Annotated in this window: 9 protein-coding genes, 1 tRNA gene and 1 rRNA gene; 2 read left to right on the top strand and 9 right to left on the bottom strand. The window is 67.3% G+C overall.

Translation table 11 applies throughout. The features are described from left to right. Positions 1–342: 342 nt before the first annotated feature. The 3 genes from ABSL23_RS04950 to ABSL23_RS04940 form a co-directional block, all read right to left on the bottom strand. Positions 343–414: transfer RNA gene (locus ABSL23_RS04950), tRNA-Ala, on the bottom strand. Positions 415–523: 109 nt separating this feature from the next. Further along, positions 524–1996 (bottom strand): 16S ribosomal RNA (locus ABSL23_RS04945). An 897-nt stretch (positions 1997–2893) separates the two neighbouring features. After that, entirely contained in the window at positions 2894–3202 is a 309-nt protein-coding gene (locus ABSL23_RS04940; RefSeq protein ID WP_059055106.1) for a non-histone chromosomal MC1 family protein, read from the bottom strand. A 225-nt stretch (positions 3203–3427) separates the two neighbouring features. Between ABSL23_RS04940 and ABSL23_RS04935 the strand changes: the two genes are divergently transcribed. Further along, entirely contained in the window at positions 3428–3625 is a 198-nt protein-coding gene (locus ABSL23_RS04935) for an AbrB/MazE/SpoVT family DNA-binding domain-containing protein (RefSeq protein WP_058984575.1), read from the top strand. Positions 3626–3629: 4 nt separating this feature from the next. Beyond that, positions 3630–4679 carry a quinone-dependent dihydroorotate dehydrogenase gene (locus ABSL23_RS04930; RefSeq protein ID WP_353634932.1) on the top strand — a complete coding sequence of 350 codons (1050 nt, stop codon included), beginning with the start codon at positions 3630–3632 and terminating at the stop codon, positions 4677–4679. 5 nt (positions 4680–4684) lie between these two features. Here ABSL23_RS04930 and pheT read toward each other — a convergent pair whose 3' ends face one another. From pheT to ABSL23_RS04900, 6 genes are all read right to left on the bottom strand, one after another. Next, positions 4685–6400: a phenylalanine--tRNA ligase subunit beta gene (pheT, locus tag ABSL23_RS04925; RefSeq protein ID WP_353634931.1), complete on the bottom strand. Its 1716-nt coding sequence runs from the start codon at positions 6398–6400 to the stop codon at positions 4685–4687. Next, the gene (locus tag ABSL23_RS04920) at positions 6400–7908 is read right to left on the bottom strand and encodes a phenylalanine--tRNA ligase subunit alpha (protein ID WP_059055102.1); all 1509 of its coding nucleotides are present in this window, start codon (positions 7906–7908) and stop codon (positions 6400–6402) included. The genes pheT and ABSL23_RS04920 overlap by 1 nt, the downstream gene beginning before the upstream one ends. 242 nt (positions 7909–8150) lie before the next feature. Next, a complete protein-coding gene (locus ABSL23_RS04915) occupies positions 8151–9704 on the bottom strand; it encodes a tryptophan--tRNA ligase (protein WP_059055100.1) in 1554 nt (517 codons plus the stop codon). 2 nt (positions 9705–9706) lie between these two features. Further along, entirely contained in the window at positions 9707–10738 is a 1032-nt protein-coding gene (endA, locus tag ABSL23_RS04910) for a tRNA-intron lyase (protein ID WP_353634930.1), read from the bottom strand. A gap of 25 nt (positions 10739–10763) precedes the next feature. Continuing rightward, the gene (locus ABSL23_RS04905) at positions 10764–11516 is read right to left on the bottom strand and encodes a DUF91 domain-containing protein (protein WP_353634929.1); all 753 of its coding nucleotides are present in this window, start codon (positions 11514–11516) and stop codon (positions 10764–10766) included. A 39-nt stretch (positions 11517–11555) separates the two neighbouring features. Beyond that, positions 11556–13892 carry a DEAD/DEAH box helicase gene (locus tag ABSL23_RS04900; protein WP_059055095.1) on the bottom strand — a complete coding sequence of 779 codons (2337 nt, stop codon included), beginning with the start codon at positions 13890–13892 and terminating at the stop codon, positions 11556–11558. Positions 13893–14058: the final 166 nt, after the last annotated feature.

The raw sequence follows: 14058 nt of genomic DNA, 5'->3' as shown, positions 1-14058 counted from the left end.
GGTACTCAACCACACGAAGTGGTCGAGGGTTGTTGGCGGTGAAGCCAACGACGATGAATGTTGACTGCGAAGCAGTCAACGATGCTCAACACGCAATGGTTGAGCGCTGTTGAGTCACGGATGTGACCAACAGTCGGTACTCGACCACGGTGGTCGAGTCCAGTGAGCGCCTGGATTGCACTTACACACGGTCGTCATCGTACGTCCTCGTGGTGAACGAGGAGCGTACATAGACCCTTCCCACCCGCACTTTCGCGGGGTGGTGCATCAGTCTTCGTCGCGATTCACCGTTGCGCCGTCTCCCACTTAAGGGGCACGGTTTGAGGTGAATCCCGGACGGGATGGACCCACTGGGATTCGAACCCAGGGCATCCTCCTTGCAAAGGAGGCACTCTACCACTGAGCTATGGGCCCACCTCCCGAATCGGGAGGAGGTAACGTTAGCCTTGATGGTTTGTAGGTGTCCAACTGGTCACGGCGTCGTCGAAAGGTGGGCCAGGGCAACGCCCTGGTCCCGATCGTTAGGAGGTGATCCAGCCGCAGATTCCCCTACGGCTACCTTGTTACGACTTAAGCCCCCTTGCGGAGCCCAGATTCGACCGGCGCATGCCGGCCTCATCCGAACCCCACTCGGGTGCTTTGACGGGCGGTGTGTGCAAGGAGCAGGGACGTATTCACCGCGCGCTTCTGACACGCGATTACTACCGAATCCAGCTTCATGAGGGCGAGTTTCAGCCCTCAATCCGAACTACGATCGAGTTTAGGAGATTAGCGCCTCCTCTCGGAGTTGCATCCCATTGTCTCGACCATTGTAGCCCGCGTGTTGCCCAGCTCATTCGGGGCATACTGACCTACCGTTGCCCGTTCCTTCCTCCGCTTTGGCAGCGGCAGTCCACCTAATGTACCCAGCTACCCAAAGGGTACTGCTGGCAATTAGGAGTGCGGGTCTCGCTCGTTGCCTGACTTAACAGGACGCCTCACGGTACGAGCTGACGGCGGCCATGCACCTCCTCTCAGTAGCATCGGGTAAGGTCATCAACCTGACCGTCATTACTACTGTCGGAGCTGGTGAGATGTCCGGCGTTGAGTCCAATTAAACCGCAGGCTCCTCCGGTTGTAGTGCTCCCCCGCCAATTCCTTTAAGTTTCATCCTTGCAGACGTACTTCCCAGGCGGCCCGCTTCTCGGCTTCCCTACGGCACAGCGCAGGCTCGTAGCCTGCGCCACACCTAGCGGGCATCGTTTACAGCTAGGACTACCCGGGTATCTAATCCGGTTCGAGACCCTAGCTTTCGTCCCTCACTGTCGGATCCGTCCTCCTGAGGCGCTTTCGCCACCGGTGGTCCGTCCAGGATTACAGGATTTCACTCCTACCCCGGACGTACCCCTCAGGTCTTCCGGTCCCAAGCCGAACAGTTTCCGCTGGACGCCTGCTCGTTAAGCGAACAGATTTCCCAACGGACTTGTCCGGCCAGCTACGGACGCTTTAGGCCCAATAATATCGGCCATCACTCGGGCTGCCGGTATTACCGCGGCGGCTGGCACCGGTCTTGCCCAGCCCTTATTCGTACACCACCTTACGGTGTACAAAAGTGAAGGCTCTATGCCTTCACACTCGGAGTCCCCTTATCGCACTTGCGTACAGTGTAAAGGTTTCGCGCCTGCTGCGCCCCGTAGGGCCCGGAATCTTGTCTCAGATTCCGTCTCCGGGCTCTTGCTCTCACAACCCGTACCGATTATTGGCACGGTGGGCCGTTACCCCACCGTCTACCTAATCGACCGCAGCCACATCCTGTGGCGCCGTAGCGTTTCCAGCTCCGCCCGTTCCAGGGGTGGAGCGTTATTGGGAATTAGCCTCAGTTTCCCGAGATTGTTCCCATCCACAGGGTAGTTTGGCCACGTGTTACTGAGCTTTCCGCTGCGGGTCTAAACCCGCACAACTAGCATGGCTAAATCGGACTCCGATAGCAATGGCCTCCGGCAGGATCAACCGGAATGTTTGCTGGGGTTAAACCCCAGCGACCAGAACTAAAAGTCCTGGTTTGGCGGGAACACAAAGTGTTCCTCATAGCCACGACAAAGCGCCGTGGCCAGTTGGATGTCACCAAACCATCAAGGCTAACATCAGATCCCATCTGTACGGCGGACCGCAGGGGTGGAATCCTCATTCCTTCGGACCTGAACATAGTCCGCGATGAGTCATAAACCCATCGGACTTCGCTCGGCCCGAGACGACGTTCGCATTTCCTCCAACGCCCCGTTATTACTTAAGGGCATCGAACCACGCTCGAAAGAGCGAAGGTCGAGCCCCAGAACGGGACCGAGGTAATGCATCAGTCGCCCGGAGAGACCCGGACGACCTCATTGTCGTGCGCATTACCTCGTATTGCCCGTTATTACTTAAGGGCATCGAACCACGCTCGAAAGAGCGAAGGTCGAAGCCCGGAATCGGGCGTCGGAAGCGTGCGTCAGTCACCCGGGAAACCCGAGTGACCTCATCGTCGTTCGCATTCTTCCGAAGCGCCCGGTATCACTTAAGGTCGTCGAACCAGACTCGCCGAAGGCGAGGGGTTCGACGCGGGGGCGTCGAGGCGTCAATCAGTGGCGTCGGGTGCACCGAGCCACCTCACGTCGTTCGCATCTCATCCGAGTGCCGGGTTACGTAAAACCCCATCGAACCGGAGGCGCATCGACACGCCACCGCATACCAGAAAACCGCGAGACGACGTACCGGGGGCTACGCGTGAAAGTACCGCGTGGGTGGAGGTCGGCCGGTCGTCCCGCGCGAGTGCGTGCGGTCGGGCCGAGTGGTGCCCACGCAGCTCTGGGTAGTCGCGGGGGTGACTAAGCCGTTACGCGTCGCACACGCGGGACAAAAGAGACCGCCAGCGGCGTCAGTCCTCGATGTGCTTGATGCCTTCCTTGGAGACGTTCGCTTTCGTAATCTCGCCGGGCATCCAGTCGGGTTTGTCGCCAGGGGCTTCCTCTTCCCACGCCCACGCTTCGTAGATGTGGACTTTGTCGGTGCCTTTCTCGCGGAGCCGGAGCTCCTTGCGGTCGGCGTCCTGTTCGCTGTCGGCGACGTCCTCGATGCGGCGAGCCGCCTTGAGTGCGGCCTGCCGTGGGGTGTTCCCGCTGAAGACGCTGCTCTCGTCACCGGATTCTCGGAGCGCGAAGTTGCGCTTGCCGTCCTCACGTACCATGGTTTTGCTCCATGCTATGCGAACACAAGGCCGGGTGATAAATATACCGCCGATTTTGCCGATAGTTTTATCTATCTCGTCGGCCGGTTCGGGGAAAGCGCCGACCCGGAAGCCCGGCTCGTGACCGCCGACGACAGCCCTCAGTCGCCGCGAGCGCGCGTCAGCCCGAACGGTCGGAAGAACTTAAGTACGGAGTGCGGCGAAAGGCAACGTAGACACTTCGCGATGGTTCGCAAGAAGACGCTCAGCCCGAGTGGCGCGAAAGGCGACGACGGCGAGTACCACAACGCCCACGTCAATCTCCACGAGGACGAACTGTCGGTCGCCGGCCTCGACATCGGCGACGAAGTCTTCGTGCGGGTGCGCGAGGACAAGATCATCATCCAGCGGGCCGACCAGGACGACGTCGAACACGACTTCTAACGGGATGTACCGGCTGGCCAAACCGCTGTTGTTCCGGCTGCCTCCGGAGACCGCCCACGAGGCGATTACGGGGCTACTGCGAGTCGCACAGCGCACACGTCTCGAGCGCGCGTACGCGGGCCACTACACTGTCGACGACGAGCGGTTGTCCGTCGAGGCGTTCGACCAGTCGTTCCCGAATCCCGTCGGGGTGGCGGCGGGCTTCGACAAGAACGCCGAGATACCGCGGGCGCTGGCGGCGCTGGGGTTCGGCCACGTCGAGGTCGGCGCGGTCACCGCGGAGGGCCAGCCCGGGAACCCGCGACCTCGGATGTTCCGGCTGCGGAAGGACGAGGCTCTCGTCAACCGGATGGGGTTCAACAACGCGGGCGCGGACGTGGTCGGTGAGCGCCTCGCCGAGCAGCGCCTCCCGGACGTGCCCGTGGGCGTGAACGTCGGGAAGTCGAAGTCCACGCCACTGGAGGACGCCCCGGACGACTACCGCTACACGTACGAGCAGGTGGCCGAGGACGGCGACTACTTCGTGGTGAACGTCTCCAGCCCGAACACGCCGGGGCTGCGCGAGCTCCAGAACCGCGAGCAGTTAGCGGCGATTCTGGAGGCGCTCCAGGACGCGGGCGCGGCGCCTCTGCTCGTGAAGCTCTCCCCGGACCTCCACCGTGACGCCGTGGTGGACGCCGTCGAACTCGCGAACGAACTTGGGCTGGACGGCGTCGTCGCGACGAACACGACGACCGACCGGCCGGACGAACTCCGGAGCCCGAACGCCGCGGAGACGGGCGGGCTCTCCGGGCGGCCGATTCGCGAGCGCGCGACCGACCAGGTGCGGTTCGTCGCCGAGCGCACGGACCTCCCGGTGGTCGGCGTCGGTGGCGTGTTCACCGCAGCGGACGCCTACGAGAAGATTCGCGCGGGCGCGTCCGTCGTGCAACTGTACACGGGCCTCGTCTACCGCGGCCCCAGCATCGCCCGAGAAATCAACGAGGGGCTGCTCGAACTGCTGGACCGCGACGGTTTCGCGTCCGTAGAAGACGCGGTCGGCGCGGACCTGTAACTGTTCTACCGGAGCGCGTCGAGTTCGAACTCGAAGCCGGCGACCGGCACTTCGACGTCGTGGTCGACGATGACCGCGGGGTGGAGTTCGCCGATGACGCCCACTTCTTCGCCGTCGATGACCACACTGGCGGCGCGGCCGTCGATGAACGACGGATGCTCGGTGGCGGGCGTTTCGAGGTCGACGTGGAACCCCTCGCAGAGCGCCGCGAGCCGCGCCTTCGCGTCCTCGTAGGAGGCGTCGTGGCGCGCGAGCACGGCGGCGACGGTGCGCCGCTCGGCGACACCCGTCTCCGTGGCGTCGTCCACGTGCGCGGCGAACCCGATTTCCGCGAGGTCCTGCGGGTACGCGCGGTGCGTGTTGTTCTCCAGCACCGAGACCAGCGACGGCAGCGCCCACGTGCGGAGGATGGTGAAGTCCTCGCTGTAGGGCTCGTCGATGGTCGCGGGTTCGGCGGCGCCCACCACGTCGTCGTCCGGCGAGATGCGCATCCGCTCGAAGTTGTCGGCCTCGCTGGTCATGTTGAAGTTCAGGAGGTCCTCGAAGCCGAGGCCGACGAGCGTCTCGCGGGCGGCGGCCTCCAGGCGCGACGTCTCCGTGCGGCCGCCGATGGTGCCGACGTCGGGGTAGCGCGGCACGAGGTTGTTGAACCCGTACGCGCGCCCGATGTCGTCCACGACGTCCACGGGGTGGAGGACGTCGACGCGGTACGGCGGAATCTCCACCTCGTAGGTGAGTTCGTCCCCGCCCTCGGGCTCGGCATCGAGACCCGCTCGTTCGGCGAGGTCGACGACTTCGTCGGGTTCGAGGTCGATGCCGAGCAGCGTCTCGACGCGCTCGTGGGGGACCTGCTTGGTCTGGACTTCGAAGTCCGGGCGGACGAGTTCAGTGTCCCCGTATTCGACGGTGACGTCCTCGACGGTGGCGCCGCGCGCGTCGAGCGCGTAGCAGATGATGGCGCACATCCGGTCGATGGTCCACTGGTCGGTGCCGGTGAGTTCGACGAACAGCTCCCGGGAGTCCGTGGAGACCTCGGTGCGGCGGCCGTTGATGACCGGCGGGAAGCTGAACAGCCCGATGTCGTCGTAGATGGCGGGGTAGCGGTCGTAGTTCTCCAGCAGGTCCGCGTACTGCTCGCCGGTCGGGTGCTCGGTGAGCACGTCGGCGGGCGTGCGCTCGGCGTCGTCGTCCAGCGGCACGAACGTGTCGCCGTCGGGTTCGATGCCGGTGTACGTGATGGAGCGCCCCGCGTCGCCGTCCTCGCCGCTGACGGACTCGCCTTTCAGCATCGCGAGGTCGTGGATGCCGATGGCGCCCTTCGCGCGCTTGCGGCCCATCGTGGCGTGGAGTTTCTCCTGCAGTTGGATGAGCGAGTCCAGCGCGTCCTCGTCGAGGTCGACGCCGCGAATCACGGCGCCCGTGACGCAGGGCCGGTCGTCGGGGACGTCCTCGACGTTGATGGTCCACTCGGCGCTGTTCGTGTCCGGCACGTAGACGCCCCGGGTGTCGCCGTAGTGGTAGCGCAGCGAGCGCGCGATGCCCTCCACGGAGAGGCGGTCGAGGCGGTCGGCCTCGAACTCGAGTTTGAACTCGCCGTCCTCGGTCTCGCCCTCGTACTCGATACCGAGCCCGAAGAGGTCGTCCCTGAGTTCGTCGTCGCTCTTGTCGGTGTGCCCCGTCAGGGTCCGGAGTTCGTCGGGGTCGATGTCGACGACGGGCATCAGTACACCACCTCCGCGTCCCGCAGGAACTCAAGGTCACACAGCGTCCCGTGGACGTCGCGGATGTCCTCGAAGCCAGTCACGAGCATCAGCAGGCGTTCGAGGGCGAGCCCCCACGCCATCACGTCGGCTTCGACGCCGAGCGGTTCGAGCATCTCCGGGCGGAAGATGCCGGAGTTCCCGATTTCGATGAGTTCGCCGGTCTCGGGGTGGCGTCCGAACAGCTCGAAGCTCGGCTCCGTGTAGGGGTTGTACGTGGGCTTGAACTCGATGTCCGTGATGCCGAACTGGCTGTAGAACTCCCGGAACGTCCCCATGAGGTCGCGGACGGAGAGGTCCTCGGCCATCACCCAGCCCTCGATCTGGAAGAACTCCAGGAGGTGGGTGGCGTCGAGGGTGTCGTTGCGGTACGCCTTCTCGACGCTGAAGTACCGCGCGGGCGGTTCCACGTCCTCACCGGCGACGCCGGAGAGGTAGCGGGCGGTGAGACTCGTCGTGTGCCCGCGGAGCGCGAGCGCACGCGCGAAGTCCTCGTCCCACGGCGAGTGGTAGCCGTCGCCGTCCGGCCCGACGCCCTCGCGGTGGGCGCGTTCGACGCGCTCGACGAGGTCTTCGGGTAACTCGTCGATTTTCTCGGGCTGCTCCAGCGCGAACCGGTCCCAGTGGTTGCGCGCGGGGTGGTCCTGGGGCATGAACAGGCAGTCGTTGATGTAGAAGTCCGCGTCGACGTGTGGCCCCTCCATCTCCTGGAAGCCCATCCCCACGAGCACTTCCTTGACGCGCTCGGACGCCTGCCGGAGCACGTGCGTCTTCCCGGGCGTGTGCTCGCCGGCGTCGGCTTCGACGTTGTAGTCGGCGAACTCGGCGTCGCGCCACTCGCCGGACGCGAGCATGTCTGGGGTGAGCTGGCCGACTTCCTCGGCGGACTCGACGCCCGCCATGAGTTCGGTGACGCCGGCCTCCGTCAGGAGCACCGACCGGACGGTGCGCTCGGTGACGGCGACGAGGTCGCGGCGCGCCAGCTGGTCGAGCGCGTCGTCGGCCTCGACGGCCCCGCCCGCGGCCAGCGTTTCGAGTGCGGCGGCCTCCGCGTCCTCGCTGGGGTCGGCGTCGGGGTCCGCGGCGAGGTCCCCCGAGTCGATGCTCCCGTAGCCCTTCCGGGCGTAGTTCGACAGCGCGATATCGACCTGCGGACCTTCCAGCCCGGACGTGCCGATGACTTCGCCCATCGAGACCGGTTCGTCGTCCGCGCCGGCGTCGAGGGCGGCCTCGTAGAGTCGGACCTCCGGCAGTCCATCTTCGGCGTACTCGCGGCCTTCCTCGGTCAGTTCGACCTCCTCCTCGGTCTCCTCGACGACGTCCACGAGGCCGGCGTCCTCCAGTTCGAACGCCGCGCCCGTGACCGTCTCCGGCGGCCGCTCGATTTCGGCCGCGAGGTCGGCGATGCGTCTCGGTTCGTCGGCGCTCGCCGCTTCGAGCACCGCGACCTGCTGTGGTGGCAGTTTCATTGTGCGTAGGGGCGTGTGGCAGTCAGTTATCCGTTCCGCTCCCGGCCCGAACGAGCGGGTTCGGCCCCGCGACGGCTCCCGCCGCCGCGCGGCGTCCACCGGCTCACTCAGGCGAAGAAGAAACCGAACCCCGGAGCCGCGACTACTCGACGTGCGCTGCGACCGGCGTGGGGTTCGGACGCCATGTGCGGGAGGATGGCACGGCCGGTGAAAAGAATTCCGTCAGCGGCTCGCCGGGACCGTCAGGCTCGCGCCGAGTCGAGTTCGACGTCGAGGTCCGCCAGCACTTCCTTCGCCTCCTCGCGTTTCTCCTGGTGGTCTTCGAGGAACTCCGCCATGAGTTCCGCGGCCTCCTCCTTGCAGCCGCCGCAGAGCCGTTCGCCGCCCGCGCACTCCTCGTAGACGCGCTCGGCGAACTCGTCGTCGTCCGCCGCGAGGAGGTAGGCGTACAGCTCGTAGACGGGACACTGGTCGGGTTCACCGCCGAGCTCGCGCTGTTTCTCGGCGGTCTCGCGGCCGCCCGTGGTCGCGGCCTTGACCTTGTCGTAGCCGTCCTCGGGGTCGTCGAGGAGGCTGATGTGGCTGGCGGGAATCGAGGAGGACATCTTCCCGCCGGTGAGCCCGGTCATGAAGCGGTGGTAGATCGACGAGGGCGGCACGAAGCCGTAGCCGCCGTGGTCGACTTCGACGGCGAGCGCGAGGTCCTCGGCGGTCTCGCGGTCGATGTCGAACGCGTCGACGTGGCCCTCGAAGACGCGCTTCTCGCCGGCGACCTCGTCGATGAGCGCCTCGAAGGCCTCGTCGGTCGCCTGCCGGTCGAAGAACCGAATCCGGGGGCGGAGCGGCTCCATCCCGGCGTTTTCGAGCTTCTGGACGACCGACTCGACCACTTCGGCGTCGTATGCGGCCGCGAGGTCGGCGTCCTCGCGCAGCCAGTCGGCGGCTTCCGTGCAGCGCGGCTGGTCTTCGTCCTCGGCGTACTCCCCGCGGGCGTCGTAGGCGGCGGCGACGAGCGGGCGCTCGTCGTCGTCGAACGCGACGCTGGCGTACGCCTCGGTAACTTTGAAGTAGCGCGTGCGCTCCGCGAGGTCCCGGGCGAGCCGCATGTGGGGGTCTTGGTCGGGGCCGACCGGGATGACGGTGGGCTTGGACTCCTCGAGCTGCGGGTAGAGGATGTCCGCCATCTGCGTGACGACGCTCTGCATGTGGGAGACGTCGGTCTCGCCGTCGAACCCGTAGATGGCTTCGAACTCCGAGAAGTTCGCCTCCGCGCCGAGTTCGAACGCGAGGTCCTGGAGTTCGCGGTTCGCGGACTGCCGGTAGAGCGTGCCGTCCTCGGGGTCGAAGCCGAGCGCGAGCAGGGAGAGCAGGTAGTCGCGGGCGTGCTCGTCGATTTCGTCCCACGTCAGCCCGCGGGCGGCGTGGGCTTCGAGGTCGGCGATGAGCGCGTACGCGTCGGCGCCCTGCTGTTGGTGCCAGATGATCTCGTCGAAGACCATCTTGTGGCCGATGTGGGGGTCGCCGGTCGGCATGAACCCCGACAGCGCGGCGAACGGCTCGTCGTTGCGCATCGCGTCGGCGACGCGGCGGTAGTCGCGGTGCCCGAAGATGATAGCCCGCCGCATCAGGTAGTGCGGGTCGGGCACCTCGTCGATGACGTCGTCGAAGGACTCGATGCCGAACTCCTCGAAGAGCTTGCGGTAGTCCGAGACCGTCGAGGAGCCCCACGGGTCGAGCGCGACGCTGTCGGCGCCCGGCGCGTCCTCGCCGTCCGTCTCGTTGTCTGTGTCGGTCATAGTTAGGGAGTGAGCCTGCTCACGGAGAGCCAGCGAATCGTGTCCGCACTGGGATTGTCGAGCGCAAAAACCATTCGCTTCCGGACCCCGTGGGCGAGGCGCACGTCCAGCGAGAGGTCCCGCGGCGCGAACACGACATCGTCGGGGAGCACGCGCACGAGCAACTCCGAGTGCCCGAGGTCATCGACGGACTCGACCTCGCTGTACACGCGGAAGTCCGCGCCGAACTTGAACCCGGTCTTGGGGACCATCCCGCGGTCGCGCAGCGCCCGGTAGACGCGCAGCCGGCGGTCGAAGCGATCGGCCTCGCCCGCGCGGCCGCGCTCGACGACCGCCTCGACGTCGTCGTCCCCGAGGTCGAGGACGCCCTGCGCGGCGAGGTACGCGGCCTCCAGCAGCGAGAGCTGGAGCGCGTCGTACTCGGCCGCGCGGCCGCCGAGCGGCTGCCCGTAGAACCCCTGTTCGTGGAGTTCGCCGGGCGCGTCCCAGACGAGCACGCGGTCTTCGAGCAGCGTGCCGCGGACGTCCGTCGGCGGGGTGAAGTCGGTGTCGCCGTCGGGCTCGGTGGCGGTCACGTCGAGGTACGTGATTTCGCTCTCCTCGTCGACGACCGCGAGCACGACGTCGCCGAGGTCGTCGGCGGGGATGGTCGCGCGCTCGTCGACGACGCGAATCCGGTGTTTCACGACGCCGTCGCCGGGCCCCTTCCCGCGCGGGAACACGACGAAGTCGCCGTCGCCCGGGTCGTCCCACCACGGCTGGCGGTCGGGCGCGAGGTAGAAGCCGCGGTCGCGGAGGTCCGCGTAGACGAGGAAGCGCGCGGCGAAGCCGGCGCCGCGGTCGGCGAAAAAGTCCCGGAACCCCGCGCCGTCGACGGCGTCGAGGTCGCCGCGGAACAGCAGGTGGGCGGCCTCCACGACCGACAGCGCGATGGCGTTGCCGTCGAGCGGGTGGCCGTAGCCGCGGGCGTCGTGGAACCGCTGGCGGGCGTCGCCGCCGACCCGGACCTCGTCGCCGTGTAGCTCGCCGTCCATACCGGGAGCGTCGCGCGCCCGACGTTCAACTGTTGCGGTCGCGCCCGCCCGCGGTCAGTGCCTGCCCGCAGTCGCCGTCGAGACAGCGCGGCCCGCTCGGCGTCTCGAAGGCCGGTAGTCCGCACTCGCAGGTGCCGTCCACGGTCCCGCGGGGCAGCCGGTAGCTGGCGTCGCAGTCCGGACAGGCCGCGTGGAGGCCCCGGTCGGCCTCGATTTCGAGTGGCGCGCCACACCGACACGCCCACGCGCCGTCGAAGCGCTCGGCGACGAGGTCGGCGATGGGCGTGCAGTCGCGGTCCAGACACGCCGTCACCTCGCCGCCGCGCTCCACCCGCAACTGGGGGAGCCCGCAGTCCGGACAGGGCTCGTCCACGACGGCGGCGTCCCGCGGAATCGCGTAGCTCGTCCGGCAGTCGATGCAGACGACGCGCCCGCCGTCCCTGACGAGCGTGCCGTCGCACTCGCACGTGCCGACCGGCGGCCCGGCGGGCGACGCGGGATAGTGGGCGTCGCCGTGCTCGGTCGCGCTCTCCACGACGAGCCGCTCGTCGCCGTCCGCCGCGTCGATGCGGAACCCGCGGGCGTCCCGCGTGTACCGGACGACGCCCGGGCGCGTGAGCCACGCCGCGGGCTGGTAGCCGTCCGCGTCGTGGACGAGCACGGTGTCGTCGGGTTTCACGATGACGACGACGTCACCGCGGAGGTCGCGTTCGGTTCGACCGTCGCTCTCGTAGCGGACGGCACACTCGCCAGCGAGCACGCGAATCGCGTCCTGCATGGCCCGGATTGGTCCCGGTTTGGTACTTGAACCTACGCGCTACTCCACGCGGACGGTCCGCGTCTCGGTGACGGGGAGCAGCGGGAGATCGGAGAAAGAGACGGTGACTTCGAATTCGAGTTCGTCCGCATCGGCGCCGAACACGCCCACGGGAACCGAAAGTTCGTCGTCGAGGTAGCCCGTTGTCTCAGTCATCTCGACGTCGTTGACCGTGACCGCGACGCCTGCGGCCGCGCCGCCGCCCGCGTTGCGGACGACGACCTCGCACATCTGGTTGTCGCCGGCCGCGATGCTGTCCGGGAGGTCGCTCCAGTCGACGAGGACGTCGGGCATCCCGGCGGCCTGCTCGTGGACGCTCTCGGCGACTCCGGGGCCGAGGCCGGCGGCTTCGAGGCCGTCCGTGCCAGCCTCGCGGACGTCCGCGGGCGTCTCGATGCCCTCGTCGGCGAGCTTGTGCGCGCGGCCCGCGGCGACCCCGTCAAGCGCGGTGAGGCCGACCGCGTCCTCGGGGACGCCGGTGTCGATGCGGGCTTCGAGGCGCGCGGCGACGTTCGCGCCCGCGGGATCGTCGTAGCGCTCGAAGAACGCGCCCAGCGCCGCGAGCAGGCGGAGCGCGTTCTGCTTGATGACCCACGCGTCCGAGCGCAGTTCCGGCGGCATGGAGCCGTCCATGCTCGCGCGCAGAATCGCGAGCACCTTCCGCGGGCCGGAGTCGAGGTCGTCGGCCTCGCTGCCGACGATTCTATCGACGGCGTCGCGCTCGGACTTGCGCGCGCTCACGCTGTCGAACTCGCCGGCGCTGGCGACCGCGCGGAGCACGCTGTCGGCGTCGCCGTCACCGTCCGCCACGTCGCGGAACTCGCGGGCGGTGTCCAAGCGGAGGTAGTAGGTGGACGCGAGCACGCCCAGCCGGGTCGCGGAGAGCCCGAGGTCGTCGTCGGTCTCCACGAACCCCTCCTCGACGAGGTCGTCTAAGGTGTCCCGGACGCGGTCCCGGAGCCCCGGGAAGTCGTAGTCGTCGGGCTCGGACCGGGCGCGCTGGTAGTAGAACGTCGTCTCCAGCCAGTCCATCACGTCGCCGAGCCCGCGAATCGTCCCCATCGCGATTTCCGCGTTCAGGTGCTCGGCGAGGTTCCCGGCGAGCCGCGACTCGATTTCCTTGCCCTCGCGGAGGAGGTTGCGGTACATGTCGGCGTCCGACTCGTCGCAGACCACCCAGCCGTAGCCGACGTCGTCGTAGCCCGGCCGGCCAGCGCGCCCGAGCATCTGGAGGACGTCCAGCGGGCTCATGTCCACCTCGCCCTCGAGGGGGTCGTGGAGCTTCGTGTCCCGGATGACGACGCAGCGCGCGGGGAGGTTGACGCCCCACGCCAGCGTCGACGTCGAGAACAAGATTCGAATTTTGCCCTCGCGGAACCACTCCTCGACGAGGTTCTTGTCGTTCGTGGAGAGCCCGGCGTGGTGGAACGCGACGCCGTCCAGCACGGACTTGCGGAGCGTCGCGTTGTCCAGCTCCTCGGTCTCGGTGTGGAACTCGTAGTCGCCCCGCGAGCCCACCGGGATATCGCGCTCGCCGATTTCGTCTCGGGTCTTCTTCGCGGCCTGCACGGTGTCCTGCCGGCTGGAGACGAACACAAGCGCCTGCCCGTCCTCGCGCAGGTGGGGTTCGGCGAGGTCCAGCGTCGTGAACAGCCGGCGGTACTTGTCCGCGAACGGGTTGTCGCCGTGCGTGTACGTCCGCACGCCCGCGTGGAGGTCCACGGGCCGGTAGTCGTCACCGAACTCGAAGGTGGTCTCCGGCTCCGCGTCGAGCCACGCCGCCACGTCGTCGATGTTCGGCATCGTCGCCGACAGCGCGACCACGCGCGGGTCGCAGAGCCGCCGCCAGCGCGACACCACGACTTCGAGGACGCTCCCGCGCTTCTCGGAGTCGAGCAGGTGGACCTCGTCGATGACCACGCAGTCGACGTCCGTGACGAACGAGTACCGCGGCGAGTCGTGCTTCCGCGTTGCGGAGTCGGCCTTCTCGGGGGTCATCACGAGCACGTCCGCGCGCTCCGCGCGCCGGGGGTTGAGGTCTCGTTCCCCAGTGACGACGTACACCGAGTAGCCCAGTTCCTCGAAGCGCTCCCACTCCGATTCCTTCTCGTTGGTGAGCGCGCGCAGGGGCGCGACGAACACCGCGGTGCCGCCGGCGTCGAGGGTCTGGCAGATGGCCAGCTCCGCGAGCGCGGTCTTCCCGCTGCCCGTCGGCGCGGACGCGACGACGTTGGCCTCGGAGTTCACGAGCGCCGGCACCGCCTCGCGCTGCATCTCGTTGAACTCGTCGAAGGGGAAGGCGTCGGCGAACTCGGGAACGACCTCGGCGACTTCCATCACCAGTTGGGGAGGGGAGGGTTGCGGATAGGCGTTTCCTTAGTGGCGCGGTTCGGAGCGAACGAAGTGAGCGAGAACCGCGGAAATGCGAACGGCGACCAGCGGGAGCCGTGAGCGGCGTGAGTCGGAGGGAGTGAGCGAAGCGAACGACCGAGACTCACGGATA

It is taken from the genome of Halobacterium sp. NMX12-1 (genome assembly GCF_040435975.1).
GTDB classification, from domain to species: Archaea; Halobacteriota; Halobacteria; order Halobacteriales; family Halobacteriaceae; genus Halobacterium; species Halobacterium hubeiense.
Note: the sequence above shows the minus strand (reverse complement) of the source record. Positions and strands in the feature narration are given on the sequence as shown.